The sequence below is a fragment of the Shewanella algicola genome (genome assembly GCF_014648035.1).
In the GTDB taxonomy this organism is placed as follows: Bacteria; Pseudomonadota; Gammaproteobacteria; order Enterobacterales; family Shewanellaceae; genus Shewanella; species Shewanella algicola.
This window is the reverse complement of sequence record NZ_BMQI01000033.1, coordinates 26,643-53,005: the sequence shown is the minus strand read 5'-3', so window position 1 is coordinate 53,005 and position 26,363 is coordinate 26,643. Positions and strand designations below refer to the sequence as shown.

28 protein-coding genes and 1 pseudogene are annotated in these 26,363 nt (G+C 43.8%); 16 read left to right on the top strand and 13 right to left on the bottom strand.

What is annotated here, in order from left to right:
* Positions 1 to 62 precede the first annotated feature (62 nt).
* From IEY42_RS14475 to IEY42_RS14455, 5 genes and pseudogenes are all read left to right on the top strand, one after another.
* Positions 63 to 263: pseudogene (locus IEY42_RS14475) on the top strand (pyrimidine/purine nucleoside phosphorylase); the annotation flags it as partial.
* A 141-nt stretch (positions 264 to 404) separates the two neighbouring features.
* Positions 405 to 932, top strand: coding sequence for a DUF4124 domain-containing protein (locus tag IEY42_RS14470; RefSeq protein ID WP_188925904.1), 528 nt, complete (start codon positions 405 to 407; stop codon positions 930 to 932).
* A gap of 137 nt (positions 933 to 1,069) precedes the next feature.
* Positions 1,070 to 2,107: a nitrogen regulation protein NR(II) gene (gene glnL / locus IEY42_RS14465; protein WP_188925903.1), complete on the top strand. Its 1,038-nt coding sequence runs from the start codon at positions 1,070 to 1,072 to the stop codon at positions 2,105 to 2,107.
* A gap of 35 nt (positions 2,108 to 2,142) precedes the next feature.
* Positions 2,143 to 3,555: a nitrogen regulation protein NR(I) gene (gene glnG / locus IEY42_RS14460; RefSeq protein WP_188925902.1), complete on the top strand. Its 1,413-nt coding sequence runs from the start codon at positions 2,143 to 2,145 to the stop codon at positions 3,553 to 3,555.
* A 177-nt stretch (positions 3,556 to 3,732) separates the two neighbouring features.
* On the top strand, positions 3,733 to 4,962 hold the full coding sequence (locus IEY42_RS14455) for a sensor domain-containing diguanylate cyclase (protein WP_188925901.1): 1,230 nt from the start codon (positions 3,733 to 3,735) through the stop codon (positions 4,960 to 4,962).
* Positions 4,963 to 5,017: 55 nt separating this feature from the next.
* Here IEY42_RS14455 and fieF read toward each other — a convergent pair whose 3' ends face one another.
* Positions 5,018 to 5,887, bottom strand: a complete 870-nt coding sequence (gene fieF / locus IEY42_RS14450; protein WP_188925900.1) for a cation efflux pump FieF — start codon at positions 5,885 to 5,887, stop codon at positions 5,018 to 5,020.
* Between the two features lie 192 nt (positions 5,888 to 6,079).
* Positions 6,080 to 6,577 carry a Spy/CpxP family protein refolding chaperone gene (locus tag IEY42_RS14445; RefSeq protein WP_188925899.1) on the bottom strand — a complete coding sequence of 166 codons (498 nt, stop codon included), beginning with the start codon at positions 6,575 to 6,577 and terminating at the stop codon, positions 6,080 to 6,082.
* Positions 6,578 to 6,858: 281 nt separating this feature from the next.
* Here IEY42_RS14445 and IEY42_RS14440 point away from each other — a divergent pair, with 281 nt between their 5' ends.
* The 6 genes from IEY42_RS14440 (at position 6,859) to IEY42_RS14415 (ending at position 12,112) form a co-directional block, all read left to right on the top strand.
* Positions 6,859 to 8,277: a cytochrome C biosynthesis protein gene (locus IEY42_RS14440; protein WP_229780076.1), complete on the top strand. Its 1,419-nt coding sequence runs from the start codon at positions 6,859 to 6,861 to the stop codon at positions 8,275 to 8,277.
* Positions 8,278 to 8,405: 128 nt separating this feature from the next.
* On the top strand, positions 8,406 to 9,092 hold the full coding sequence (locus IEY42_RS14435) for a response regulator (protein ID WP_188925897.1): 687 nt from the start codon (positions 8,406 to 8,408) through the stop codon (positions 9,090 to 9,092).
* Complete coding sequence (locus tag IEY42_RS14430; RefSeq protein WP_188925896.1) at positions 9,092 to 10,459, top strand: ATP-binding protein; 1,368 nt, start codon at positions 9,092 to 9,094, stop codon at positions 10,457 to 10,459. The genes IEY42_RS14435 and IEY42_RS14430 overlap by 1 nt, the downstream gene beginning before the upstream one ends.
* A gap of 71 nt (positions 10,460 to 10,530) precedes the next feature.
* Entirely contained in the window at positions 10,531 to 11,214 is a 684-nt protein-coding gene (locus IEY42_RS14425; RefSeq protein ID WP_188925895.1) for a hypothetical protein, read from the top strand.
* A 98-nt stretch (positions 11,215 to 11,312) separates the two neighbouring features.
* Positions 11,313 to 11,777, top strand: coding sequence for a tRNA (uridine(34)/cytosine(34)/5-carboxymethylaminomethyluridine(34)-2'-O)-methyltransferase TrmL (gene trmL / locus IEY42_RS14420; protein ID WP_188925894.1), 465 nt, complete (start codon positions 11,313 to 11,315; stop codon positions 11,775 to 11,777).
* Positions 11,777 to 12,112 (top strand): DUF2956 domain-containing protein, encoded by a 336-nt coding sequence (locus IEY42_RS14415; protein ID WP_188925893.1) that lies wholly within the window; start codon positions 11,777 to 11,779, stop codon positions 12,110 to 12,112. The genes trmL and IEY42_RS14415 overlap by 1 nt, the downstream gene beginning before the upstream one ends.
* Positions 12,113 to 12,116: 4 nt before the next feature.
* Here the strand turns inward: IEY42_RS14415 and IEY42_RS14410 are convergent, their stop codons facing one another.
* From IEY42_RS14410 to IEY42_RS14375, 8 genes are all read right to left on the bottom strand, one after another.
* Positions 12,117 to 12,647, bottom strand: a complete 531-nt coding sequence (locus IEY42_RS14410; RefSeq protein WP_229780074.1) for a hypothetical protein — start codon at positions 12,645 to 12,647, stop codon at positions 12,117 to 12,119.
* Positions 12,648 to 12,762: 115 nt separating this feature from the next.
* Complete coding sequence (locus IEY42_RS14405) at positions 12,763 to 14,211, bottom strand: M16 family metallopeptidase (protein WP_188925892.1); 1,449 nt, start codon at positions 14,209 to 14,211, stop codon at positions 12,763 to 12,765.
* Positions 14,208 to 15,536, bottom strand: a complete 1,329-nt coding sequence (locus IEY42_RS14400; protein WP_188925891.1) for a M16 family metallopeptidase — start codon at positions 15,534 to 15,536, stop codon at positions 14,208 to 14,210. Before IEY42_RS14400 ends, IEY42_RS14405 begins: the two co-directional genes overlap by 4 nt.
* Before the next feature lie 43 nt (positions 15,537 to 15,579).
* Entirely contained in the window at positions 15,580 to 16,863 is a 1,284-nt protein-coding gene (locus tag IEY42_RS14395; protein WP_373292856.1) for an amidohydrolase, read from the bottom strand.
* A gap of 152 nt (positions 16,864 to 17,015) precedes the next feature.
* Positions 17,016 to 17,654 carry a class I SAM-dependent methyltransferase gene (locus IEY42_RS14390; protein WP_188925889.1) on the bottom strand — a complete coding sequence of 213 codons (639 nt, stop codon included), beginning with the start codon at positions 17,652 to 17,654 and terminating at the stop codon, positions 17,016 to 17,018.
* Positions 17,655 to 17,687: 33 nt separating this feature from the next.
* Positions 17,688 to 18,068: a hypothetical protein gene (locus IEY42_RS14385; protein ID WP_229780072.1), complete on the bottom strand. Its 381-nt coding sequence runs from the start codon at positions 18,066 to 18,068 to the stop codon at positions 17,688 to 17,690.
* 19 nt (positions 18,069 to 18,087) lie between these two features.
* Positions 18,088 to 18,699 carry a tRNA-uridine aminocarboxypropyltransferase gene (locus IEY42_RS14380; protein ID WP_188925888.1) on the bottom strand — a complete coding sequence of 204 codons (612 nt, stop codon included), beginning with the start codon at positions 18,697 to 18,699 and terminating at the stop codon, positions 18,088 to 18,090.
* 399 nt (positions 18,700 to 19,098) lie between these two features.
* Complete coding sequence (locus tag IEY42_RS14375) at positions 19,099 to 20,304, bottom strand: multidrug effflux MFS transporter (RefSeq protein ID WP_188925887.1); 1,206 nt, start codon at positions 20,302 to 20,304, stop codon at positions 19,099 to 19,101.
* A 125-nt stretch (positions 20,305 to 20,429) separates the two neighbouring features.
* Here IEY42_RS14375 and IEY42_RS14370 point away from each other — a divergent pair, with 125 nt between their 5' ends.
* From IEY42_RS14370 to IEY42_RS14360, 3 genes are all read left to right on the top strand, one after another.
* Positions 20,430 to 21,419: a LysR family transcriptional regulator gene (locus tag IEY42_RS14370; RefSeq protein WP_188925886.1), complete on the top strand. Its 990-nt coding sequence runs from the start codon at positions 20,430 to 20,432 to the stop codon at positions 21,417 to 21,419.
* 138 nt (positions 21,420 to 21,557) lie between these two features.
* Entirely contained in the window at positions 21,558 to 21,860 is a 303-nt protein-coding gene (locus IEY42_RS14365) for a hypothetical protein (RefSeq protein WP_188925885.1), read from the top strand.
* A 274-nt stretch (positions 21,861 to 22,134) separates the two neighbouring features.
* Positions 22,135 to 22,467, top strand: coding sequence for a hypothetical protein (locus tag IEY42_RS14360; protein ID WP_188925884.1), 333 nt, complete (start codon positions 22,135 to 22,137; stop codon positions 22,465 to 22,467).
* 189 nt (positions 22,468 to 22,656) lie between these two features.
* Here the strand turns inward: IEY42_RS14360 and IEY42_RS14355 are convergent, their stop codons facing one another.
* The 3 genes from IEY42_RS14355 to IEY42_RS14345 are packed head-to-tail and all read right to left on the bottom strand — an operon-like array spanning position 22,657 to position 25,081.
* Positions 22,657 to 22,869 (bottom strand): hypothetical protein, encoded by a 213-nt coding sequence (locus tag IEY42_RS14355; RefSeq protein ID WP_188925883.1) that lies wholly within the window; start codon positions 22,867 to 22,869, stop codon positions 22,657 to 22,659.
* A gap of 32 nt (positions 22,870 to 22,901) precedes the next feature.
* Complete coding sequence (locus tag IEY42_RS14350) at positions 22,902 to 24,341, bottom strand: tetratricopeptide repeat protein (RefSeq protein ID WP_188925882.1); 1,440 nt, start codon at positions 24,339 to 24,341, stop codon at positions 22,902 to 22,904.
* A 23-nt stretch (positions 24,342 to 24,364) separates the two neighbouring features.
* A complete protein-coding gene (locus tag IEY42_RS14345) occupies positions 24,365 to 25,081 on the bottom strand; it encodes a hypothetical protein (RefSeq protein ID WP_188925881.1) in 717 nt (238 codons plus the stop codon).
* Positions 25,082 to 25,252: 171 nt separating this feature from the next.
* On the opposite strand from IEY42_RS14345, the gene IEY42_RS14340 reads away from it, so the two are divergent.
* Both IEY42_RS14340 and IEY42_RS14335 read left to right on the top strand, forming a co-directional pair.
* Positions 25,253 to 25,804 (top strand): DUF2780 domain-containing protein, encoded by a 552-nt coding sequence (locus tag IEY42_RS14340; protein WP_188925880.1) that lies wholly within the window; start codon positions 25,253 to 25,255, stop codon positions 25,802 to 25,804.
* A 104-nt stretch (positions 25,805 to 25,908) separates the two neighbouring features.
* Positions 25,909 to 26,361: a tellurite resistance TerB family protein gene (locus tag IEY42_RS14335; protein WP_188925879.1), complete on the top strand. Its 453-nt coding sequence runs from the start codon at positions 25,909 to 25,911 to the stop codon at positions 26,359 to 26,361.
* Positions 26,362 to 26,363 lie beyond the last annotated feature (2 nt).

The following is a 26,363-nucleotide window of genomic DNA, read 5'->3' as shown; positions in this document are numbered from 1 at the left end:
CCCTGCGTATATAGTACGAGAAAATTCTACTTTTGAAATCAGCTTTTTTTAGGGGGGATTACCTAGTGTTACCTGGAGAATATGAATTTTCTACCGCTGAAGGCGAGATAATGCAAGTGACTTCTGGCGAATTTGAAGTGCTTTTACCTGGTGAAACAGAGTGGAAAACATTCAGCGCTGGCAGCCAATTTGAGCTTGCACCAAATGTGAGCTTCAGCCTACGCAACACCATCATCTCAGAATACTGTTGTCACTACATCTAAGTGTAAAATTGCAGCGTCCACAAGGTGCAAGCCGCTTCATCATGGTCATTGACACTAATCAGCTTAATCACACTAGATTAAGCTGATTTTTTAGCTAAAACCGTCTACTCTATGAAAATATTGGTTTTTAAGGAGTGTGTCATGCGTCTTATATTACTCATAAGCTTGTTAATAATAAGCTGTAATAGCCTCGCAACTGTGTACCGTTGGGTCGATGAAAATGGCAAAGTACATTATTCAGATGAGCCAAAAGCCAATGCTGAAGCCGTTGAATTAAATGAAAATACACAGAATGAAATCAGTATAAAAACACCACCTAAAGCCCATGTAACGATTAAAGAAGATAAAGCGACAGTCAGATATACCATTATAATAACCTCTCCCAAAGAAGAAGCCACCATCCGCGATAATAACGGTGATTTAACCGTTAATGTCAGTGTTTCCCCGCAATTACCTCGCGGCTCCATGCTCACGTTATTAGTAGATGGAGTTCTGACCGAAGGTCCACAAACCTCAGCAACCTTTACCTTGTCAGGTATTTTTAGGGGCGAGCACACTATTGTCGTTAACGCTGTGGCACAAAACGGCAAAGTCCTTGCATCTAGCTCTCCAAGAAAGATTTTTCTTCACCAAGCATCAGTACTAGGACCGGCAAAAAAGTCTAATTAGAAATTTATAAACCTATAAATTCAATAGTTTAAAAATAAATTTCTCATTTTTCGTCGTTATTGCTGTTTGTGTGAAACGGGTTGCAGCGCGCACCAACTTGGCGCACCATATTGGTGCAACCCTTACTAGGACGGCTAATGGACACAAATAACCTTCTCAATCATTTAGTCACAGCGGTGCTGGTAATCGATACCGAGCTCAGACCAAGCTATGCCAATGCCGCGGCTGCACAATTACTTGGCATAGGTAATAACAAGCTGCTAGAGCAACCTTTGCCTGAGCTATATCAATTAATGGGGGTAGAGCCACAATTGCTCAGAGATGCTATTCGTGCAGGCCAAGGGATAACCGTTAACACAGCAGCATTAATTACTCTTGATGGCCAGCACCATACCGTCGACATAACCTTAATGCCCCTTGAGAGTGAAACCAACTCAAGCATTTTAGAATTACGCCAGGTTGACCAGCAACGTCGCATTCATCAGCAACTTAACATGGACGCTCAGCAACAAGCTGCACAGTTTTTGGTGCGTAATTTAGCCCACGAAATTAAAAACCCATTAGGTGGATTACGAGGCGCTGCACAATTACTATCACGAGAATTAACCTCTCCTGATTTAAAAGAGTTCACCAGCTTGATCATCGAACAGGCTGATAGACTACGTAATTTGGTAGACCGGCTTTTAGGGCCACAGCGGCCAACTCAACATACTGAACACAATATTCATCAAGTGGTGCAAAAAGTATTAAAGCTGGTTGAAATGGCATTGCCGAGCAATATCCACTTAAAACGCGATTACGATCCATCGATACCCGACACCCAAATGGATCCTGATCAAATGCAGCAAGCTGTACTCAATATTGTTCAAAATGCCATCCAAGCATTAGAGCCTGCTGGCGGGGATATTTTGATTAGAACCCGCACTCAACATCAAGTCACTATTGGCACCCAACGCTACAAATTGGTGCTAGCGTTGTCGATTATCGATAACGGCCCTGGCATACCGTCTGAGCTGGTTGATACTTTGTTTTACCCTATGGTGACAGGCCGCGACGAAGGCTCAGGTTTAGGTTTATCGATTGCACATAACATTGCCCGTCTCCACGGTGGCAGAATTGATTGCGTATCTGCACCTGGACACACCGAATTTATTATCACCCTGCCATTACAATAATTAGCATGCCTTTGTAGGCAGAAAGAGGTTTTAACATGAACATAAGTGAGCAAGTTTGGATCCTCGATGATGACAGTTCGATCCGATGGGTATTAGAAAAAGCACTTCAAGGTGCATCACTATCAACTGCAAGCTTTGCTGCTGCTGAGTCGCTATGGCAAGCATTAGAGTCGTCACAGCCACAAGTTATTGTGTCTGATATTCGTATGCCCGGTACTGATGGTTTAACTTTACTAGACCGCTTACAACTGCATTATCCGCATATTCCAGTCATTATCATGACGGCACATTCAGATTTAGACAGTGCTGTCAGCGCCTATCAAGCAGGAGCATTTGAATACTTACCTAAGCCCTTTGATATTGATGAAGCCATCAGCCTCGTTGAGCGAGCACTCACTCATGCAACAGAACAAACACCGCCACCGATCCGCGATGCAGAAGTCAAAACACCTGAAATCATCGGTGAAGCACCAGCAATGCAAGAAGTTTTTAGGGCCATAGGTCGCCTGTCTCGTTCATCAATTAGTGTATTGATTAATGGTCAATCGGGTACCGGTAAAGAGTTAGTGGCAGGTGCACTGCATAAACACAGCCCACGCAAAGACAAATCATTTATCGCATTAAACATGGCTGCTATCCCGAAAGACTTAATTGAATCAGAGCTATTTGGTCATGAAAAAGGCGCCTTCACTGGTGCCGCTAATGTACGCCAGGGCCGATTTGAGCAAGCCAATGGTGGTACCTTATTTTTAGATGAAATTGGCGACATGCCATTAGATGTGCAAACTCGATTGTTGCGAGTATTAGCTGACGGTCAATTTTACCGCGTTGGCGGTCATCAAGCAGTGCAAGTTGATGTGCGAATTATTGCTGCGACCCACCAAAACCTAGAAGTATTAGTGCAAAAAGGTACATTCCGCGAAGATTTATTTCATCGTTTAAACGTGATTAGAGTACATTTACCGCCGCTGTCACAACGTCGCGAAGATATTGCACAACTTGCGACCCATTTTTTATCGACCGCAGCTAAAGAGATTGGTGTAGAGCCAAAGGTCCTCACCAAAGAAACAGCGGTTAAGCTGGCAAACCTGCCTTGGCCAGGTAACGTGCGTCAACTAGAAAACACCTGTCGCTGGCTAACCGTGATGGCATCGGGTCAAGAAATTCTGCCACAAGATTTACCACCAGAGTTGTTAAAGGATCCTGTGGCAAGTCAGCAAAAACAAGCTGGCGCGAGTGATTGGCAAACCGCACTGACCGACTGGATCGATGAAAAATTAGCCGCGGGCGAAAGTGATTTATTAACTGAAGTACAACCAGAGTTTGAACGAATTTTACTGGAAACCGCACTGCGCCACACTCAAGGCCACAAACAAGAAGCGGCAAAACGTTTAGGGTGGGGCCGCAATACCTTAACCCGCAAACTCAAAGAGTTGGCCATAGATTAACCAAGAACATTGCTCTTTTAAATCAATGAATTGTAAATATTACTCGGTGTTTTGTGAGCATGTACACATTTGGATAATCCAATAAAACATTTCCAATATGAGTACATGCAAAATTGATTATCAATGCTAGAATGAAAAATCGGTAAAATTGCATTAACGCTTAGCGAAGGAATGATTTTGGAATTTGATACTCATTATGGTGTGGTCATTCACCAGGACTTTATTCCTCTCTATGCTGATGATAACTACGCTAAAATTTTCGGTTACACTAGTGCACAAGACATTCTCGGTTTAAAAAGTATCTTAGAGTTAATTGACCCTGAAGCCCACGATATTGCCGCGCATACTTATTATGCGCTAATGAGTGGTATCGAAAAGCCGCAAGTTCGTAGTTACATCAATCGCAATCGTCTTGGCCAGTTAATGAATGTGCTTTCTATTGAGCACGTTGTTGAATGGCAAGGCCGACCGGCATTACAAATCACCATTGTTGATTTAACAGAAAATATTACCCTTAATAAAAATCTTCAACAAAGCGAGTTTCGCTACCGTCAACTAGTGAATGGATCATTGCAAGGCATATTGATCCATCGCAAATTTAGTCCATTGTTTTGTAACCAAGCTTTTGCGAGTTTATTAGGTTACCCCAATCGCCAGAGTGTTATAGAGCTCCCTTCTATACTTGATGTGATTGACCCCGATTATCGCACCCGTCGACAAGAGGCATACAGCGCTTTATTCGACCAAAAAATCACTCCCCATCCGGTTGAGATAAAATGCGTTCATCTGAGCGGTAAAACCGTATGGGTAAAATTATTAGAAAGCATTATCGATTGGGAAGGACAGCCTGCAGTTCAGGTTACGGTCATTGATATCACAGAGTCGTACCAACTTAAGCAAAAGTTTGAGCAACAAATTCATCTCGATTATTTAACCCAAGTCTTCCATCGACGAGGAATGTTGCATAATGCACAAGCCAAATACAACGAAAAAGCAGCACAAACACCGCAGCTCTATTGTGTGATAATGGGATTAGATGAGCTCAAACAAATTAACCACTTATACGGTCATGTTATGGGTGACAAGGCATTGATTAATTTTGCACAGCATTGCCAAAGTAAACTCGCCGATGATGATTTACTAGGCCGTTGGAGTGGCGATGAATTTATTGCCCTGATAAAAGCGGGTAGTAACAACATTGCACGCAGCATTGCCGAAAGTATCCGTCACAGCATTGAAGACAGCGAACTGATTGACCCACAAAGCGGTAAACATATTCGCTTTAGTGCCAGTGTTGGTATATCCAAATGGCAAACTGACGACACCATCGAAAACCTAATTTTACGCGCAGACTCGGCCCTAGAATTAGCCAGAGCGCAAGTAACCAACCAACTAGTGATGGTGTAAACCTCAGTTAATTGCGCCCAGATATATCGCAATAATCAATCTGAACTCGGGTTAATTACACTGGGTCTTGGTGAATAATCACCTCTGCATCATCGAAAGCAGCTTTAATGACTAACCCAGCTTTGTCGGCAATGTCGTGTGCCTCTTCAAGAGACAACTCACCAGACAATTCCATGTGCAATTGAATAAACGTGGTTTTTCCCGCCTGACGAGTGCGTAAGTCATGAATGCCTTTTACGCGAGGATCTTGCTTAGCCAATGTTTTAATTTGCTCGCGAGTGTCATCATCTAATTCACGATCAAGTAAACTTTGTACTGAGCGATAAGCCAAATCTACCGCTTGATGGCCAATAAACAGCGCAATTAACACCGCAAACAAACCATCTGCCCACCACCAACCGTACATGGCTAACACTAAGGCCAATAGCACTGCACCATTAAGTAGCAAGTCAGATTTATAATGTAATGAGTCAGCCTCAACCACTGTGCTGTTGGTGTTTTCTAGTGCACGTTGTTGCACTAGCACGAGTGCTAACGTCATCACAATGGCAATAATTGACACCACAATACCCACGCCAGTATTCACAATAGGCACAGGGTTGATCAGCTTTTCACCGCCATAAAGCAGCAACAATGATGCCGAGCCTAAAATAAATGCAGCTTGCGCCAACGAGGCTAATGGTTCAGCTTTTCCGTGACCATAACGATGATCTTTATCTGCAGGCACAATGGCATAACGAATGGCAATAAAGTTAACAATCGAAGCTAAAGCATCAGCAAATGAGTCAGTTAATGAACCCAACATACTAGCAGAGCCAGAATACAGCCAAGCTAATAACTTGATCACAATAAGACATAAGGCTGTGGCTACCGAGGCGCGGCTCGCGAGCTTGACCCAAAAGTCATAATCAGAAGATGTGGACATAAGAAAGTTATCGACTCTATTAGCTGAATTTACCGACCATTACTATAGCAAGTTCGCTAACACATTAGGACAAAGTTTACGTACAACAACGATACCTTTAATCAAAGTGTGACCATTAGCAAACTTGAATAAACAAAAACCGCTACACAAGGTAACGGATTTGATTAAATAGCTTTAGCACACGACTAGAGATTAACGACGAGATTTATGACCTTTACCTTGACCTTTAGCAAACTTTTCTTGAAAAACTTGCTGTTGTTCAGGTGTTAGTATTTGGTAAATTTCATTCTGCATTTTTAACTGTGACAACATACCTTGTAATCTCTTTTGGTGTTGCGCTTCAGCTATTTCGGTTGCTTTAACTTCGTCAAAATAGGCGCTTGTCACTAGAGCTAACATTTCAGCACGGTGAGCCTCTCGTTGCTCTTTCGTTGGGCGCTCAGGACGATCAGCTTTGTACTTTTGAGCAATCACTTTCACTTGCTCTTTTTGAGTATCGGTTAGGTCTAATTTGCGCAGCATTTTATGCATGCCATCTCTCGGACCTTGCTTTCTGTCGGCTTTTCTGTCCATTTGTTCAGTTTTTGCAGTAGTGTCGCTTTCGTCTACGGCATACAACTGGCCGGCTAATAATGCTGAGCTCGCCACTAAGGCAACTAAACTTGTTTTAAAGATAGAAGATGTTTTCATTGTTAAGTTCCTCGGTATAAATGAGTGTGGTGTTTGGCTTCTGCCTATGCAGATTTGATACTTAGTTTAACCAATGCAATGTCAAGTAAGGTTACTTATGAGTAAAACTATGTAAATCCACACGCCATACCATGTAGCACTCAAAAATGCATGATTAAGTCAGCATATTTACAGATAAAAATGATGGTAATGCGAGCTAGTTAACGTAATAAGGACTTACTCCTTACACTAACTATAAATAGGCATAAAATCAGATGACTAGTGTTTTAATGGAATTAATTATGAACCGATTGATTGGCCAGTTACTGTTACTTCTAAGTGTATTAATACTCACGCCAAGCTCAATAGCGAATACAACCCCAGCTACTGACAATTCATTATGGTACACCCAACAACAGGATGCACAACCAGCAGTAAAGCTGCACTTTTTTTGGTCTAAAACCTGCCCGCATTGCCGCGAGGCCCATCCCTTTATCGATGCATTAGGTGAACGCTTTGAATGGATTGACTTGCACGATTACGCAATAAGTGATCCCGGCAATGTTGATAAACTAATGCAAATGGGTCAACACACCGGTGTAGAACCCAAATCAGTGCCTTACTTTGCCATTTGTGGCGAGGCGGTGGTTGGCTATAACAGCCATGATGTCACTGGACGCTATATTTTAGAGCGGCTCATTGATTGCTACCAGCGCCAAGGTGGTCAAGTCGATATTGGTAATACACTCGATGATTTTCTTGTGGCAGCCCCAAGCAATGACGCTCCTTTATTTGAAACCTGTGCCGACACCAGTGACGATCCAGATGCTGAAGGCAGTTGTGGCATGTCATTTGACAGCGCGAGCCAAATCGAACAAAAACCACAAGTTCAGCCTGTTGATATCCCATTAATTGGTGCTGTTCATCCTGAGCAAATGTCATTACCTGTACTTACCTTAGTGTTAGCCGGTGTTGACGCCTTTAACCCCTGCGCCTTTTTCGTGTTGCTGTTTTTACTGAGCATTATGGTTAATGCGGGCAGCCGTAAACGCATGCTGTTAGTGGGCGGTATTTTCGTGTTTTTCTCAGGTTTTATTTACTTCATCTTTATGAGTGCATGGCTAAACTTATTCCAGCTGTTAGGCGGTGGTGATGGTGGCATTATTATTACCTGTGCAGGGTTGCTGGCATTGGTCGCTGCGGTGGTCAACATTAAAGACTACTTCTATGGTCGTGGCGATGTGAGTTTATCGATGTCGGTTGAAAATCGCGGCTCGTTGATTAAACGTATGGGCAAATTGTCTAAAGCCAGCTCATTGCCGACCATGATTTTAGGCTCAACAATTTTGGCCATTTTAGCCAATGCCTACGAGCTATTGTGCACCGCTGGGTTCCCAATGATCTACACCTCAGTATTATCATTGTCGGACATTGATACCGTACAACGTTATATGTATTTGATTGCCTACAATATCGTGTATGTCATACCTTTAGCTGCCATTGTGATTGTGTTCTCAATGACATTAGGTAAACGTAAACTCACCGAAAAAGAAGGCGAAGTACTTAAGCTGATGTCTGGCATTATGATGCTCGGCTTAGGAGGCATGCTAGTACTTAACCCTGCAGCATTACAAAATGCCGTGTTCTCGGTAGGCTTGATTTTAGGGGCAATTGTATTGACATTTATCGTAGTCAAAGTCACTCGTTACATTAAAAAGTAGCCAGACGTTAAAATGTAAAACTATGCAATGTTAATATAATTTGCCTCGAGTATGAGATAATCTTAAATTGATTGAAAATCGGTATGTTAAGTTAACCTACCGATTTTATTTTGTGCTAGAGGAAAGTTATGAATCGCATTTTATTGATAGACGATGATATTGGTTTATCCGATCTGCTCAGCCAATTGCTTGAGCTCGAAGGTTTTGCATTAACCCAGGCCTACGATGGCGAACAAGGGTTATCACTCGCACAGCAACAAGATTTCGATTTAATTCTACTCGACGTAATGCTACCCAAATTAAATGGGTTTGAAGTATTGCGTGCACTGCGTCAACGTAAGCAAACACCGGTATTAATGTTAACCGCTCGCGGTGATGAAATTGATCGTGTTGTCGGGTTAGAAATTGGTGCCGATGACTACTTGCCAAAGCCATTTAACGACCGTGAGTTAGTGGCGCGTATTCGCGCTATTTTACGCCGAGCGCAAACCACACAACAAGATACTCAGTCTAACGACATGCTCCAATTTGGCGACCTACGCCTTGATCCTACTCGCCAAGAAACCTATTGCAATGAACAACTGATCATTCTCACTGGTACCGAGTTTTTATTGCTGTTTCATTTAATTGAAAAAAGCGGCGAGATGGTCACTAAAGAATCATTAAGTGAAAATGTATTAGGCAAAAAATTAATGCCGTTTGACCGCAGCTTAGACATGCACTTATCTAACTTACGCAAAAAGTTGCCAGAGCGCCAAGATGGTCGTCCTAGAGTGAAAACCCTGCGTGGAAAAGGTTATATCTGGATCCCATAATGCTGAAGGTTAATCCGTTCAATCGCCTGTTTTTTAAATTACTGCTGGGCTTTTGGCTTTGCAGTTCGTTGATTATTGCGTTGGTATCACTGCTGCCTTTACTGCAACTTAATCAAGATCGATCCCCTTTACCTCCCAGTCAAGAACGGATCTTGCAAAAGGTAGCTGAGCATATTCAGCAACAACCTGAATTACTAATCGGCAACCTACTTCAACGCTCAAACCGTGGTCGCGATCTAAACCTTGGTCCATTACGCATATATATTACCGATGACGTTGGCCAAGTCATCAATACCAAGCGCGTATCACGGGTGTTTAGACGCTTTCAATTGATGGCTGAGGAAGCCAATCATCCGATCAGCCACCAATTTAGAAACGAGCTGCTATTTGGGCCTTATCAGTTTGACGTTGAGGGTAAAAGCTACAATCTGTTTGGTCGCTTCCCGGACAATCACCCACGTCCATGGTTCTTCTTTTTTACTGATAACAAGTTACTCACCGCAGGGTTTGCCATTTTGTTATCAGGATTATTATGTGGATTGCTCGCATGGTATTTAAGTAAACCGTTACGCTCACTTAGACTCAGCGCCAATGCACTTGCCAAAGGTGACTTGGCCAATCGTGTCGACGCCGCAACCGCCAGTCGTCGCGATGAAATGGGCCAACTCGCGATCGCCTTTAATGGCATGGCTGATGCCATTGAGACGATGGTGAATAACCAACAGCGCTTAATGGGTGATATCTCTCACGAACTACGCACCCCATTAACTCGTCTGCAATTGTCACTGGCGTTAGCCCGTAAAAAAGGCCAACAAAGTACAGAACTCGACCGCATTGAATACGAAGCATTACAACAAGAAGCGTTAATCAGTGAATTATTAACATTATCGAGAGTGAGGCTCTACGCCTCTGAAAAACGCCTAACAGCAGAGCTAACTGAAACTTTAAGTCAGGTACTTGATGACGCTGAATTTGAGGCTGAACAACAAGGTAAACAATTACTCATTAACATCGATGAATCGATAAGCTTTGAGCATTTACCTAAAACCTTATCTCGTGCAATTGAGAACTTATTACGTAATGCCATTCGTTATGCCGAAAAAAATGTCTCAATTGAAAGCACGCAATCGAAAAATCACATCACCATTGTGGTCAAAGATGACGGACCTGGTTTACCTGAAGCCGAACTAGAAGCTATTTTCACCCCGTTTTATCGCCCAGATAGCTCAAGAGACCGTGAATCTGGAGGTTGGGGATTAGGCTTAGCAATTACCGAGGCTGCCATTTATGCTCACAATGGTAAGCTTATTGCCAAAAACCGTTTACCTCATGGACTCATGGTGACAATTGATTTGCCAACGAATTAATTCAAATTAGTGTTAAAACCGTCGCAATGTGATGCTATGCTTAACATTATCATTACATTGCCGAACACTGTATGTATCGAATAATCATTGGTTTATTATGTTGTAGTATTTTTGTTAGCCAGGCAAAAAATATCGATGTTATAGCGTTTGAATATCCACCTTATTTAACGCAACATCGCACAGACCAAGGTGAAGCTGTCGCCCTACTTCAGCGTGCGTTTGCCTACAGCGCATTAAGCCCAGAGATCACTTTTATTAACAGCAATGCAGCGCAAAACCATTTAGCCTACAATGAATGGTGTTTAAGCTTCTTCCCGCCTCAAAAACCAACCAAACAACATTTACAAATTATCTTAGACGACAAAAAAATTCCGTTAACACTGTTTCGCTTAGCAGAGCCACAAGTGTTTATTGGTAATGAGCTGGCCGATAAAGTCATAGCACATTTACCCATGGCCGCCGATGACAGAAAAGTGCGCTCATTTACAGACTTTGGCGCCACCTTAAAACTGGTCGACACCATTGAGCAAGGGGTGTCATTGTTGTTAGCGCAACAGGTTGATTACGTTTATAGCGACCAGGAGGCCATCAATGCCGCCAGCCAAAAACTTAACTTTCCCGCCATCTTACTGCAAGACTCCGCCATGGTGTTTTATCGATTCCCAATTGCCGTATGGCTCAACACTCAATGTGCTAGCGCAGCGGCAATAGAGTCTCACCTTAGGCAACAACAATATTCAATTCACAGCTTTTAACTTTACCTGATGGGTGATTGATGACGCTCACGTGCGGCTGAGGTATACTTTGTTCCCGTTTTTATGCCTCGCACTCTATGGTGCAGAATAAGGTAACTATGCTTCATATCGCACTCTACGAACCCGAAATCGCCCCAAACACCGGAAACATAATCCGCTTATGTGCCAACAACGGTGCTCACCTGCATTTAATTGAACCATTAGGTTTTGATTTAGAAGAGAAAAAGCTCCGCCGTGCCGGGCTAGACTACGCCGATTTAACTCGAGTGACGCGTCATAAAGACTATGCAAGCTTTTTAGCCGCAATGCCGGGCAAACGCATTATTGCTTGCACCACAAAAGGCAGTCGTCCACATACCCAAATCGCCTTTCAAGATGAAGACATCATGCTTTTTGGGCCTGAAACGCGCGGACTGCCAATGGACATCATTAACGCCACGCCGTTAGAGCAGCGTTTACGCATACCAATGACAGCCAATAGCCGCAGCTTAAACCTGTCGAATTCAGTGGCGATTGTCAGCTATGAAGCTTGGCGCCAATTAGATTTTATAGGCGCAGAATAATGAAACAAACACCCTCGCCCGAAACTCAAAACAATGCGCTTGCTATGGCAAAAGCGACTCAAAAGCCGGGGCAAAACAAAGAGCAAACCAAGTTGATTGCGGCCGGAATTGAAAAGGGTATCGCTGAATATAAAAAACGTGAAAAAGCCAAAGCTCGCGACCGTGATAAAGCCCGTAAGCAGCAGTTAAAGGCCAAAAGTAACGATCGTCAAATCGATGATACAGATATGTATCAAGGTGAATCAAATTCCCAAATGACCGCAGCGGCTTGGAGTTTACTTGGATTATTGCTACTAAGTTGGGCAGGATTTGCTGTTTACTTGTTTTTGGTGTGAAGCATCACTCAGGTTGATACAAACTCAGCGCCCTAACCACCTGGTATTGTTCGCTGTCATCATCCAAATAATGCGCACTTTGTTGCCACAGCCAACCACCTTGAGGTTGATTGACACTCGCCACCAGCGGGTCAAATTGCAACTGCACTAATGCTGGGCGCTGATTAATCTCTCCTTTACCTAAAAAAGAATAACTGCCCGCATGTCGATACAAGGTTAATGACTGGCTAACATCATCAGTCACGCCATTAGCGTACACCAGCAACACCTTTTCTTGTTGTTGCCTAAACCACCATGTTTCACTGTTTGAAAAGCGGCTACCACGACTCACGCTGATGTATAAATTACGGTGATCAGCCGAGCACATCACCGAGGTCGTTATTGCCATTGGGTCTAATGTGGGGTTAGCTGCAGAGCCTTGCCACTCACCCACCAGCTGCGGGCATAACTCAGCCAATACAACCTTATCAGCAACCGCACTCAAAGGCAGAGTCACACTCAATGCTCCTAGCAATAACAATAGGCGGCTTTTCATCATAATCCCTTAACTAATAAGCTGTCACTTCAGTCTAAACCTAACTTCAAGATAAAAAAATGGCTCACTTGCAAAAACCAGTGAGCCATTTGATGTTTATTGAGGCCAATAGTCCTTACTGACCAAAACCGGTATCGGTAATATTCACCTGTGTGACTTCACCGTATTGTGCGGCAATATCGGTAATCTCAGTAGCATTACCAATTAACACAAACTGTAGGTTTTGCTGCGGAAAATACTGCTTAACCAATCGTTGAGTTTCAGCCAATGTTAACCCATCCACTTTCGCTTGGAACTGGTTAATAAAGTCATCGCTCATGCCATATAAATACATGTCAGACAGTAATCCAGCAAGCTGGCCGCTGGTCTCATACTTAGGCGGAAACTGCCCTTTAACATACGCTTTGGCTGAGTCTAGCGTCGTTTGATCAATACCCTTTTCCCATAAACGCGAATACGTCAGCAAGGCTAAGTCGATGGCTTCTTTGGTGGTCGACGACTTAGTAAAGGTACTAATTTGGAATAAGCCAGACTGTGAATATGGGCTAAAGCCAGAGCGAGCACCATAGGTTAAGCCTGCATTGACACGTAATTCATCATTTAACCATGAGGTAAAACGGCCACCTAAAATGGTGTTTACCACGGTCAAACCGACAAAGTCAGGGTTGTCGTAACGAATGCCAACACCACCAATTAAAAACGTGGTTTCAATGGCATCAGGCTTGTCGACTAACAACACTCTCGGTTTGGTTAACATTGGCAAGTCTTGGCTTAGATCAGGTTGCATCACGGTTTCTGTGACCTGCCAATCGCCAAACGCTTTATTAAGCTTGGCGGTCATCTCAGTAACATCAAAATCACCGACCACGTTAATGGTCATGTTATTAGGCTGATAGTAACCTTTGTGAAATGCTCGTAGTTCATTGGCGTTAATGGTAGCGATAGACTCACTATTGCCAGACGCTGGGTTTGCATAGGGGTGTTGACCAAAAACCAGCTTGCTAAAGTAGCGGCTAATCACTGCGCGTGGGCTTTCTTTTTGCTGCGATAAGCCGACAATTTCGCGCTGTTTAAGTTTATCAAACTCGGTAGAGTCAAAGTCAGGTTGACGGATCACATTGCTGAAAATGGCTAATACTGTATCGATGTCTTTAGTCATCATGTTAGCGCGCACGTATGTGCCTTCCGCGTCAGCATTGGTATTCACGCTAGCACCAATAAAGTCGAGCTGTTGCTCAATATCCGCTTTAGATTGACCTGCAGCACCTAGCATTAAGCTTTGCGAGGTTAAATAGGCTAAACCTGAGGTGGTGTCATTAACCGCACCCGCTTTAATCACTGCATCAAGGGTGACTAATGGCACTTCTTTTTGCACCATTAAATTAACAGTTAAGCCGTTATCTAAGGTGATTTTTTGATAGCTTGGCATCACAAAGCTTGGGGCTGCTGTGACAGGTTCAGTTGTGGTGCTTTGTGTTGTTGCACAACCGGCTAGACTTAAACTGCATGCCAAGGCAATGGCCGATAACGACAAAGTCATTGTTGAATGAGTACTGGTTTTCATTTGTCTGACTCCTCAGTCGCAGCGAGCACACCGACAGTGCGATTTGCTTTAATTAAATAGGTTTGTGCTACGCGCTGAATATCAGCAGGTGTCACTTTGTTATAGGCTTCTGGAGCATTAAACAGTTTGGTGTAATCGCCAAAATACAGCTCATAGGTGCCCAAGGTGTTAGCTTTACCGTTAATGGTTTCCATGGTTTTATAGAAGTCCATTAACTTGATGTTTTTCACTTTTTCCAGCTCTTGCTGAGTTACGCCTTGGCTGGCAATTAAATCAATTTGCTCAATAAGCGCACGCTCTAAGGTGTCAGCACTCACACCCGCGTTGGCCACGCCCAAGATATAAAATAGATTTGGGTCAAATGACATCGGCATATAAGTGTCGGCGGCGACGGCCAATTGCTTATCGACTAACGATTGGTAAAAACGTGAGCTATTGCCCTCACTTAACATTGAAGCTAATAAGTCCAATGCATAGTAGTCTGCATGGCTGGTCGCTGGCACATGGTAAGCCAACATAATGTTTGGCGTGCTGACCGATTCTTTTTTAACAAACACACGGCGCTCACCTTTTTGCTCAGGCTCTACCGTGCGCACGGCTTTTGGCGGTGCCTGAGCAGGAATAGGCGCAAAGTATTGGTCAGCCAAAGCTTTTACCTGGGCAAGTTTTACATCACCGGTGATCACCACTAAGGCGTTGTTCGGCGCATAATAGGTTTTATGGTATTGCTGTAAATCTTCAAGGGTCCATGCGGCAATGTCTGACTCATAACCAATAACCGACCAGCTATAAGGATGCGCTGAAAATGCCACGCTTTTTAGGGCTTCTTGAATGGTGCGCCAGTTAGAGTTCTCAAGCCCGGTTGTGCGCTCAGATTGCACAACACCACGCTCGCTTTCGACCATTTCAGGGTCAATATCTAAGTTGGCGATACGGTCAGACTCAAGATCAAAAATCGTTTCAATACCACTGGCAGGGAACCAGTCGGTATACACGGTTAAGTCTTCACTGGTATAGGCATTATTAGCGCCACCCGCGGCTTCCATAGTGCGGTCGAACATTTTAGGGCCAAACTTTTTTGAACCGTTAAACATCATGTGTTCAAAAAAGTGCGAAATACCGGTAATACCAGGGACTTCGTTGCGCGAACCAACTTTCCAAAAAATGTACATGTTGGCATTAGGAATTGAGTTATCCTCAAGCACCATGATTTTCATGCCATTGTCTAAGGTAAAACTATTGATGTCTTCGGCCTGTGTTGCCGACACGGTTGGCGTGCTTAGCACGCCTAATGTCATCAACAAAGCGATGAGTTTACGGGTCATATCTTGCTCCTTGAGCTTTTGTCCATGGTGAATCAAAATGGGTTTATTGTGCCGCGCCCAGTGCGGTTAAGGCAACCTGGGTCATGGTTTGCACGCCTACTTTTAGCGCACTTTCATCAACATAAAATGCCGGTGAGTGATTACTGGCTACCTGGCTGATATCTTTGTCTGTTGGTGTTACACCTAAAAAGAAGAACATCCCTGGGGTTTCTAACGCATAGTAAGAAAAGTCTTCTGCTCCGGTTATTAATCCCGGCTCAATCAGCATATTGTCGCCCACGACAGAGGCTATCACTGGACGCATTTTACTGACCAACTCTGGGTTATTGACGGTGACCGGATAACCCGATTGGATCTCAGTCACGGCAGTAGCGCCAAGGGTTTTGGCAGCATTAGTAGCAATTTCAGCCAGCTTAATTTTAATGTCGGCGCGCATATCCTGGTCAAAGGTGCGAATAGTACCAATAAGCTCTACTTCATCAGGAATAATGTTTGAGCGAATGCCGCCATTAATGGCGCCAAAGCTGACAACTGCAGGTGCTTTAGTTATATCGACCTGACGACTGATAATGGTTTGCACACTATTAATAATTTGTGCTGACGCCACGATTGGGTCAACACCACTCCAGGGGCGCGAGCCATGAGTTTGCCTGCCCGTCACTTTAATACTAAATGAATCTTCGCTGGCCATTGCAGGGCCAGAGCGCAAACCAATCACCCCAGTAGGCATGCTTGAGGTAACGTGCATACCAAACACTTGCTCAGGCTTGCGCTTAGCAAATAAGCCTTCTTTTAGCATTAACTCAGCGCCGCCTTGTTCACCTTCTGGCGCACCCTCTTCGGCCGGCTGGAAAATAAACATCACATCACCGGCCAGGCTGTCTTTTACTTTCATGAGGTTTTCAGCCACGCCCATTAACATCGCGACATGCGTATCGTGACCACAGGCATGCATCACACCGACTTTTTGGCCGCGATAAGTGTCAGTCGCTTTAGAGGCAAAAGGTAAATCAACCACTTCGGTCACAGGCAGTGCGTCCATGTCGGCACGTAAACCAATTAATGGCCCAGGTTTACCGCCTTTCAATATCGCCACCACACCGGTATGTGCAATACCCGTTTGCACCTCAAGCCCGAGTGATTTGAGGTGTTTCTCAATCACTTTACTGGTACGAAACTCACGATTAGATAATTCAGGATGTTGGTGCAGATCGCGGCGCCACGCAATCACTTTGCTTTCGACTTGAGCGGTTAATTCTGCGGCATTAGGCACACTGGCCACGGTAGATGAGCTATAAACACTGCTAGCAAATACACTGGCAAGCATGAAAGCGAGGGCGGTCAAGCGCATGTAAGGTCCATTTTTATTGTTATTTGAGCAACAAAACTACCCTGAAACGCCTCTGTTGTTAACTATTTTACCAATTTACTCTGCAGACAATTGTATCTATTTATTAACATACTTAAGCAACATGCCATTTATATTGATGGTAGCTGTAAAAATACGACATCATTGTCGATGATTTCAAGTTGCCAACCCCGTTGATGTGCCAACCATTCAAAGGTCTCAACTGAGTAGAAATTAATATGGGTTGGGTCACTTTTATAGTGCCAATTAATAAAAGCCTCTAAGCCAAGCACCCGCTTAGTCATAATGGCTAAAATGCCGCCGGGTAACAACAATTGGCTTAAGCGTTCGATTAACTGATGAGCATCGGCAATGTGTTCTATCACTTCGGTTAAACACACAAAATCATATTGCTGATTAAGCACCTGAGTATCAGGATGATAAAACAAATCATAATTAGCGACACTGACACCTTGGGCTGCAGCCATTTGACTGAGCACGGCGCCTTCGCCGCAGCCAAAATCTAAGCCTTTGGCATTAAGCCCAGTACGAGCAAGCAATGGCGTAAGTGTACGCGACAAAAACCGTTGGTAACCGGCATCAGCAAAGTCATTATCGTGTAAGTCATATTGTGCTTTTTCTGCTGTCTCATCTAAATAAAACTGCACGGGTACCGACACTAAATGACAGTTCGGGCAACGTACATACTGACGATTTTTATCTTGATGAAAAGCAAGGGTTTGCTGATGACACAATGGGCAGGACGACAAAGACAACACTCCAAAACAAGGCAAATAGGGTAACTACTCAGACTGCGCTGGGTCGCTGGTTTCTTTCGGGATTTTACGAGTTTGCGCCGCAGCCTCTTGCGCTTGCTGTAAGTATTTTTGCTCACGGGTTAAACGTTGTTCAGATTGCGCTTGCGCTTTTTCGAGCTGCTGTGCTTCCCAGTCATTTGCTTCTTGCTTTGCTAACACTTTTTGTTCACGTTCAGCTGTGGCATTGGCGGCATCACGGGCTTTTTGCAATTGGCTTTGTTCAAGTTCGGCTGATTCAATGCGCGCTTGTTCGCCCTTCTCTGACAGGGTCATTTTTTTATGCGGCTTGTCTGTCGCATGAGCATTGCTCGTAATCATGCTGGCTGCACACATTAAAATAACCATTCCAACAAGGCGAGTGTTCATAAGATCTATCCTTTGAGTCCTATCCCTTAAGCTTATCGCTATTATAGCGCTGACGAACCGCCGCTGGCATGGCGGATAACTTATGGTGCACCATTGCGTTAAACACTGCAAATATTGGCGCGATATCGGCATTAGGCTCCAGGCTTGCTAGGGTATAAGCCGCAGCCTCAAGGGTAGATAAACTGTCACTGCGTTTGGCTTTGCGGATTACATATTGTGACTCATCGTCACACTCAAGGTGCAATGACGGATAGTTAAGTAGCCAGGGGTTAAGCTGTAACATACGGTACGCTTTACGCCAGGTGCCATCAATTAGCACGATAATCGCTTTATTATCGGTTTCAACCTCACTCGCCGCTTGGCTGTGCTCATTTGGGTACACAATAAACACAGGCCGAGTTTGCGCGGCTAAATACCCTTGCAACTCAGCAAAATCGGCTGCGGTTTCACCGACATAAATCTGAGTTTGTGGCAATGCAAGTTTGAGCAACCTGACGGTATTTTTAGCATGCTCCACCTCAGATGGATGCTGCATAATAATAATGTCAGTAACAGTTGCTGTCGGTTTTACTGCATGACAAATGCAAGCTGACTGTGGGTAATGGCAAGTAGTGCAATATTTTCTTTTCAATCGTTAACTCATATCTTCTTTGATATTCAGATTATATCAAGGGTGCCCGATAAAAAAATACCCGCAGAATGTGGTTAGCATCCTGCGGGTTAAAGGTGATATTACTAATATTTATACCCAAACAACCTGAAGATGCTCGATTTCAGCAAGAATTTACACGCGTTTAGGCAAGGCATTGATTGCGGGTAATGGTTGTTCCCTTTTCAAAATCAATAACGCAGCATAAACGCGTGTAAAACTTGCCCTTTGGGAATTTCACCGTGTTCCCCTGATTATTAAATCAAGAGCGTTGTTGCGCTAATTTATAAGGTGCCTACATTACCGCATTAACGCGCCTAGTATTGAAAACACGGTGAAGCTCTGAAACACGTATCTTCAAGTTGATTGGGTATAATTTAATTAATCGTGTTGTAGTTGCTCTTGATGCAGATGGCTTAAACGGTTCATTGTCATTATGGCGAGCAATACGCTACACAATCCACCCATCACTAACGCAATGGCATAAGGTGCTGGTATGTCTGTTAGTTGGATTAATGCGGTTAAAATCGATGCGCCGCTCATTTGAATACAACCTAACATTGCCGTTGCAGTACCGGCGCGTTCACCAAAGGCCGATAAGGCCATACTGGTTGCAGGGCCAAGCAATAGGGCAAAGCCAACACATAGCAGCATCATAGGCGCCATAAAAGCAACACCCGCGGCAACGCCTTGCTCTGGGCCCACTAATTGCAATACCACTTCAACCACAGCCGCTAATACCATTAACGACAACGCCACTATTACACCAGGGCGATTACCAATGCGTTTAATCAATACTGGCGCAGCAAAACAGGCCACGACGTTCACTAAGGCATTGACGCCAAATAAACCACTAAACATCAGTTCTGATATACCTAAGTGGCCAATTAACCACACAGGCGAGTAAGATACGTAACATAAAATAGAAGCCATCGCGATCATGCAGCATGAGGCATAAAACATAAAGTGAGCATCACCAAGTACTGGCTTATAACGACCCCAACGGTAAAGTGGACCGGTGCTGTCTGTGTTAAGTGGACGCGTTTCCGGGAAACGGAAACCGACAATAAACAATACGATTACGGCATAAATGGCCATAAAGATAAAAGTGGATCGCCAGCCAAACTGTAATGCCAACAAACCACCTAAGGTAGGAGCCAATGCGGGTACCACACAAATAGCCCCATTTAAATAACTGTACATCGACACACTTTGCTTGCGATCGTAACAGTCGCGCACCGCACTAAACACCACAATAGAGGTAGAGCATGCAGCTAACCCTTGAAACACACGGGCAATTTGCAACAGTTCAAATTCAACCGCATACGCGCCTAATAAACTGCTGATACCGTAAAGTACGATACCAAATAAAGCCACAGGCCTGCGACCAAAACGGTCAGCTAAAGGACCAATTAATATCTGGCCAACACCCATAGCAAATAAAAATAATACTAAAGTAGACTGAACCTCACTGTTCGACACCCCATACTCAAGCGCCATTGTTGGCATAGAGGGAAGATAGATATCGATGGCTAATGGGCTTAGTAGCACCATAAACATCAATAATGGCAATAGGTTACGACGCATAATATTCTTTCTCTTTGTGAAAACAAGCTAAAGGTCACCCTTAATGGAGCGCTATGATAAGTCAAATGGAGGTATGAACGGAAATGATATAAAATCCAAAGTGAATTTCCATTTGAGAATATCTAATGAACCTAGATAACCTAGCGCGTGTTGATCTTAATTTACTGGTTATTTTACAAGTGCTGCTTGAGGAGCAAAGTGTCACTCGAGCGGCCCACCGTTTGCACCTGAGCCAATCAGCGGTAAGCAAAAGTTTAAACCGCCTACGCGAAGCATTAGATGACCCATTATTTCAACGCACAGCTCATGGACTTAAGCCGACCGCGCATGCGTTAGCTTTACGACAAAAGCTTTTGCCAGTACTGCAAAACTTATATCAGTTAACTCAACCACCCACATTTCATCCTGCCAGTAGTCAGCGCCATTTTACCTTTTCTATGGTCGAAAGTGCTTATGAAACATTAATTCCGTATTTTATCGGGCCATTGTTACAACAAGCACCGTCTGTAAAATTAGACTCATATGTGTGGACTGAAAAATCGATGCAAGATTTACAACAAGGGCAAATCGACTTTGGTATTGCAGGCAGAGACATTCATCCACAAAGTGACTTTAAGATAGAACATGTTCCCGAAGGGATCGAATATCAAACGCTATTTAACGACCATCAGGTGTGTTTAGTACGCAAAAAACATCCTATTTTAAAGGTTGTTAAATCGGGTAAATGGGATCAAGATCAATACTTAGCCATGTCTCACGTACAAGTTAGATGTGAAGGCAACGATTGGTGGGCGCTAGATTACCACTTAGCCAATTTAGGTCTGCACCGCCACTTATCAACCACAGTGCCAGACTTTTACGGCGCCGCCAGTGTGTGTGCACATACCGACCTTATTTTTACCCTGCCATCGAGTTTTGCCATTCATGCACAAAAACTCTATTCGTTGGTGTCGATCCCATTACCATTTGACTTTATGCCGATGGCGTATGTGTTTTTATGGCATGAACGCAATAACCAGGAACCTGGACATCAATGGTTTCGTGAGCTTATTTTTAACAGTGTCGATAACGCCATTGCCAGTAATCGTATCAACCAATTAGTCATGCCAAAGTAACTGATTCCCCTCAAGCATGAACTTTTGCGACTGAGCGGGCTCAAATATTAGGGCCTGTTGATCTTTCAAGGTTGTTTTTGCAGCAAAGACCAACAGGCCCTAACCCCTAACTTTTACTCTGAACACAAAGGAGTCGTCATGCTCAGCTCAATTAACTTATGGCATGCCCGTCAACGATTGCGCCAAATGCGCCCGTTAACCGCCTTGTTGAGTTTGTTGCTGATCATTTTAGGGACACTGATTTTACTCCCTCTGATATTGTTATTTTTACTGGTAGGTTTTATCGGCATAACCCTGTTAAGCCGAAAATATTTGGGTAAACAAGGTTCAACCTCTTTTACATCGCCCCCGCCAACGGCAGACCGATACGCACAACACCCTAACATTGAAAGGGAATGCCCGCTCACATCTACCCTGCATAACAAAACCATTAACCACTAGTGCATCTTATTGCAGCAAGATGATCCTAGCCTTCTCACATCATCACAGCCCAAATCAAGTCGCTAAGTCAAACATTAACGGGGTTTAACGTGACATATTATGTCCAGATGTTGCACACTGCATGTTCAACAATCATACATATTTCAGGCGAGGATCCTCAGCTGACGGCTTTTAGCCCATCAGTTCTGTCATTAGTTGTCACTGATTAGCTTCATTAAATGAGCACATTCAGTACGTTAAATAGACATAGGATAAACCGCATTTAGGAGCCAACATGAACGTTAACCAAGCATTTAATAGCGCCAATTTTAAACATCGTGTGACGAGTATGAACCCTATTTTGGCATTACTGATGGTTTTTGCTATGACCTTAGTCGCCCTTACATTACTGCCATTTTTATTATTGTTTGGCTTAATCAGTTTTCTTACCTTGCGATTTTTGGGTAAAAAAATGCTGCGTCGTCAGCAAGCTGAACAAGCACACGCGTACCAAAACTACGCCAATGTACAACGCGAGCCCACAGCGCCTTATGCTGATATGTTTAAGCGATCAGGAACAAGTCAGGCCTCAAAGACAGGCAGAACATTCGAACACCAAGCGGATTAACCCCGCAAAAGTTTTCGGATTGTTTGCTTAAGCGTTGGGAATTGTCGAAAAGTGGGTAAAACCAGAGGTGTCGGCAATATTAACGAAGTACTGAAGTGAAAGGTTATTACATAGTCAGAGGCTTTGCTTTTTGAGCGGATACGGCTGTAGAGCCATGCTTGTTACGGGGCTAAAAAACCGTGACTGCGGCTATCGATACAACCAACAAAACGCTTTTAAGCATAAATAATAGAACAGCGCGATTAAGCTGCCTTTAACGATTAACGTCCCGATGTATTCAATCGTTAAGCTAATCTCAACATCAATATCTAAATACCAAAAAATACTTTGAGCAATACTCAGTGCCACAACTAAAGACAGCCAATGAACCAAACCGCTTTCACGAGGGGCGGTGCTTTTCATGATCACAAAACGCCCTTTTTAACTCGCCAAACTTACCCCAGCAACAACTTCGCTTGTTGCAAAGCAATCATTTCATCTTCACTCGGGTTAAGCTCAATAACACTGTCGATTTGCATCGCCAACGATTGCCATAATGGCTCAATAACTTCTAGGTGTTCGTCATTGCCATGGGTCTTGGCTAAGGTAAGCAAATACGCAGCTTGCACCACATCAATGCGCCCCAAAATACCGTCGGCTAATGCCACACTGAGCTCTATCATGGCACTCACATTGTGACCATACTTAATTGCTTGATGCAAATAACCTTCAGCCTTAACACGCTGCTGTTGGCTGGCATTGTCGTCATGCAAAATGTGACTGCCACAATGCAACATAGCATCAACTTGCCCTTGCTCTGCCGCCTCAAACATCCATTGCTCGCTGGCTGCTAAGTCGGATGAACAGCCCAGGCCGTCAGCCAACATTAATGCTAAATGATACTGGGCATTGGGGTAACCGGCTTGAGCCGCCTTATTAATCCATAAAAACGCATTTTCAAACTGTTGGGCCTGATAGTACAACACTCCAAGGTTAGACATTGCCTCAGCGTTTTCGGCATTGGCAGCAAGGGTGAGTAAACGCTCGGCTTGAGCCAAATCGACTTCAAATTGATCACTGCCCACCAGATAAAAAAAGCCTTGTAATGCTTGCGCTTCAACAATGCCACTGTCTGCTGCCTGCGCAATTAACTGTTCACCCTCACTGAGGTTGACCTCACCGCGATAGCCGTGCAGTAAACTGACACCATGTTCAAATATAGCCGCTTGATATTGCAGTGAAGCCAAAGCAAACCAATAACCCGCTTGAGCAAATGCCTCTGCCGCGGTGCTGTGTTCACCCTGGCTCGGCAGCTTGCTTTGTGTTGAGCTAGCATCAGCGTCTTGTGCCAAAGCTTGCTCTTGCCCTTGTAGCATGAGGCCTTTGGCTTTTAACGACATCCCCACCAAATATTGTGCTTCTGCGTCATTATTCATCACCGCCCGGTAACACAAATCTCGCCCCGCAAACGAATCAAAAGGCTCAAAGGTATAACTCGGCGCAACTTGTTGATGCACCACTGGATAGAGCTTATCGACTAAACGTAAAATATTGGTTATCGACTTTTCAGCAATCGTGACCAATTGCGCCTGGGTTAAGTGATATTTTTCAGGGTGAGCACCACGGTTACCATCACTGCGTAAACGATGTAACGCACGCACAATGGGAGGGTCAATTAGCCTAGCGGAGTGTAATTGTTCAATGCGGTCGTATAAGTTAGGGCTAGAAAATATCAACCCATGAGGGGTTGCTAACTGGCTGGCAAGCTTATGAGTAAAACTGCGAATATACACCAGTGCCTGGGTGGGAATATCGCGCACATAACTTTTAGCTAAGCGATAATCTTCAGTTAATTGCTCGGAGAAACCATCAATAAACGCGGTATCATTCAACAATGGTTTCTCCTTTTTACATCGACTTATTTATCAGCTTCCGCCGGCTGACGGTTAACCATATACAATCTAAATAAGGCAATATTGACAAATAAGCCTAAAAACGCGAACAAGGTTTCAACCATCAATTGTAGTGGAAATCCAACCTGAGTAGCCAATTGAGTAAACACACCGGCAAATAATGATAATGGTACATAAAGCATTAATACTGCAATGGTTTTAAATGCAATTGAACCCGCGCTAAAACTAAAACTCTTTTTAATGGCTTCTAATGGCGTTAAACGTTCAACCACGACCATAAAGTTGACATAGGCTAAGCGGGCAAACAAATACAGGCTCACCACAAGTCCAATTAACCAAAGTGGACCAAATGCGGCAAAAATCATTACAGGCGCTAAAATCGCTAAACCAGAAAAGACGCCCGCTAATAATAACGGTGGCACAAACGGTAAGCTGGCTTTTAAAATCTGCCCAGACGATAACTCATGCCCTTGCGAGCGCAGCTCTAAAAACAGAGTTAACGCAGCAATAAGTACTGAAAAAACCAATAAAAGCAACATCATCACGGCTGCATGAGACGCACCAAATTGTGGGTTTTCAGGGTCGGCGGTTAGCATCTCATTACCAAGCCACAGCTGAATCGCCACTTGAATTAATAGTAGAGGTAAAGTCAGTGCTGCCAGCTGACGAATGTGGTTTCGAAAAAAGTTTAATGCTTCAGTCAAAATAGCAATCAATGACATGTAAATTCCAATAATCGATTAATCAATAAATATGGCGCTTAGGATACCCAAAAAAGCGTCAATTTGCACAAGCGAAATGCGTAAAAAATCGATCTCCTGTCGCATTTAGCTATTTCAGGGTAATATAGCAACCAAGTTTAGCCTTTCATTATATTTTACAGGACAAGCATTATGAAATTAGCATCTGCATTACCTATACTGTTTACCGTCTTAGCAATCTCTTCACCAGCATCAGCAAGTTGGTTAGACAAAGCATCTGAAGTGGCTAAAAAAGCAGTGGCAACACCTGCAGCGACAGAAACAGCAGAACAAGCAGGTACCAGCGGACAATCAACTGAATTAGTTGGCAGCGTTATGTCACAGCTTGGTTTAAGCCAAACTCAAGCAGAAGGCGGCCTAGGCTCGCTTTTAAGTTTAGCGCAAACCAATTTGGGTGATAATGATTTCAGCCAATTAACCAGCAGCATTCCTAATGCAGACAGCTTACTGGCTGCAGTACCTTCATTATCATCAGACAGCGGCATGTCGGGCTTATTGTCTCAAGCCGGTGACCTAGGTTCAGCGTTACAAGGTTCTGCCATGGTGTACGACGCATTTGAAAAGTTAGGCATCTCGAAAGAATACATCGCGCCAATGGTTGATATTGCGAAAAACTACCTAGAACAAAGCGGAAGCGAAGGCACAGTTGGTTTATTAACCCAAGGCTTAGGCTCACTTTTGTAAGCACTTAATCACTGTTGGTTAACATTAATTAATCCCAAGCTATTCGCTTGGGATTATCATTTTTGCTAGCATCAAAGTGATTTAACCCTAACAGTGGAGCCAGTATGATCGCCAAACTAAAACAGTTTATTCAATCGCATGCTCAAGAAAGCAGCCCTGAAGAAAAAGCCCTGCATCTTAATTTAGCCGCTGCGACTTTGCTGTTAGAAGTGGTTTATGCTGACGAAAAACTGGCTGACGCCGAAGCCGCTATATTGCCAGAGATGCTCATCAATACCCTAGGCATTACGACTGAACAAGCCAAGAGCTTAGCGGATGAGGCCAAACAAGCACGTCATGATGCAATATCGCTGTTTGAGTTTACTGCTGAAGTTAATGCTCAATTTAGCATCGAAGATAAACAAACTTTATTGTTGTCGATGTGGCGTTTAGCTTATGCCGATGGCGAGTTATCGCAATATGAAGATCAAATCATTCGCCGCACCGCAGATTTACTTTATCTAAAGCACAGCGAATTGATCCAAATGCGTAATATTGCTATTCAGCAAACTAGCTAAAA

Excerpts from the sequence above, each read along its gene's own strand:
- IEY42_RS14470 (WP_188925904.1), top strand. The coding sequence starts at position 405 with ATGCGTCTTATATTACTCATAAGCTTGTTAATAATAAGCTGTAATAGC.
- glnL (WP_188925903.1), top strand. The coding sequence starts at position 1,070 with ATGGACACAAATAACCTTCTCAATCATTTAGTCACAGCGGTGCTGGTA.
- glnG (WP_188925902.1), top strand. The coding sequence starts at position 2,143 with ATGAACATAAGTGAGCAAGTTTGGATCCTCGATGATGACAGTTCGATC.
- fieF (WP_188925900.1), bottom strand. The coding sequence starts at position 5,887 with ATGTCCACATCTTCTGATTATGACTTTTGGGTCAAGCTCGCGAGCCGC.
- IEY42_RS14445 (WP_188925899.1), bottom strand. The coding sequence starts at position 6,577 with ATGAAAACATCTTCTATCTTTAAAACAAGTTTAGTTGCCTTAGTGGCG.
- IEY42_RS14440 (WP_229780076.1), top strand. The coding sequence starts at position 6,859 with ATGAACCGATTGATTGGCCAGTTACTGTTACTTCTAAGTGTATTAATA.
- IEY42_RS14435 (WP_188925897.1), top strand. The coding sequence starts at position 8,406 with ATGAATCGCATTTTATTGATAGACGATGATATTGGTTTATCCGATCTG.
- IEY42_RS14430 (WP_188925896.1), top strand. The coding sequence starts at position 9,092 with ATGCTGAAGGTTAATCCGTTCAATCGCCTGTTTTTTAAATTACTGCTG.
- IEY42_RS14425 (WP_188925895.1), top strand. The coding sequence starts at position 10,531 with ATGTATCGAATAATCATTGGTTTATTATGTTGTAGTATTTTTGTTAGC.
- trmL (WP_188925894.1), top strand. The coding sequence starts at position 11,313 with ATGCTTCATATCGCACTCTACGAACCCGAAATCGCCCCAAACACCGGA.
- IEY42_RS14415 (WP_188925893.1), top strand. The coding sequence starts at position 11,777 with ATGAAACAAACACCCTCGCCCGAAACTCAAAACAATGCGCTTGCTATG.
- IEY42_RS14410 (WP_229780074.1), bottom strand. The coding sequence starts at position 12,647 with ATGAAAAGCCGCCTATTGTTATTGCTAGGAGCATTGAGTGTGACTCTG.
- IEY42_RS14405 (WP_188925892.1), bottom strand. The coding sequence starts at position 14,211 with ATGAAAACCAGTACTCATTCAACAATGACTTTGTCGTTATCGGCCATT.
- IEY42_RS14400 (WP_188925891.1), bottom strand. The coding sequence starts at position 15,536 with ATGACCCGTAAACTCATCGCTTTGTTGATGACATTAGGCGTGCTAAGC.
- IEY42_RS14395 (WP_373292856.1), bottom strand. The coding sequence starts at position 16,863 with ATGCTTGCCAGTGTATTTGCTAGCAGTGTTTATAGCTCATCTACCGTG.
- IEY42_RS14385 (WP_229780072.1), bottom strand. The coding sequence starts at position 18,068 with ATGAACACTCGCCTTGTTGGAATGGTTATTTTAATGTGTGCAGCCAGC.
- IEY42_RS14375 (WP_188925887.1), bottom strand. The coding sequence starts at position 20,304 with ATGCGTCGTAACCTATTGCCATTATTGATGTTTATGGTGCTACTAAGC.
- IEY42_RS14370 (WP_188925886.1), top strand. The coding sequence starts at position 20,430 with ATGAACCTAGATAACCTAGCGCGTGTTGATCTTAATTTACTGGTTATT.
- IEY42_RS14365 (WP_188925885.1), top strand. The coding sequence starts at position 21,558 with ATGCTCAGCTCAATTAACTTATGGCATGCCCGTCAACGATTGCGCCAA.
- IEY42_RS14360 (WP_188925884.1), top strand. The coding sequence starts at position 22,135 with ATGAACGTTAACCAAGCATTTAATAGCGCCAATTTTAAACATCGTGTG.
- IEY42_RS14355 (WP_188925883.1), bottom strand. The coding sequence starts at position 22,869 with ATGAAAAGCACCGCCCCTCGTGAAAGCGGTTTGGTTCATTGGCTGTCT.
- IEY42_RS14345 (WP_188925881.1), bottom strand. The coding sequence starts at position 25,081 with ATGTCATTGATTGCTATTTTGACTGAAGCATTAAACTTTTTTCGAAAC.
- IEY42_RS14340 (WP_188925880.1), top strand. The coding sequence starts at position 25,253 with ATGAAATTAGCATCTGCATTACCTATACTGTTTACCGTCTTAGCAATC.
- IEY42_RS14335 (WP_188925879.1), top strand. The coding sequence starts at position 25,909 with ATGATCGCCAAACTAAAACAGTTTATTCAATCGCATGCTCAAGAAAGC.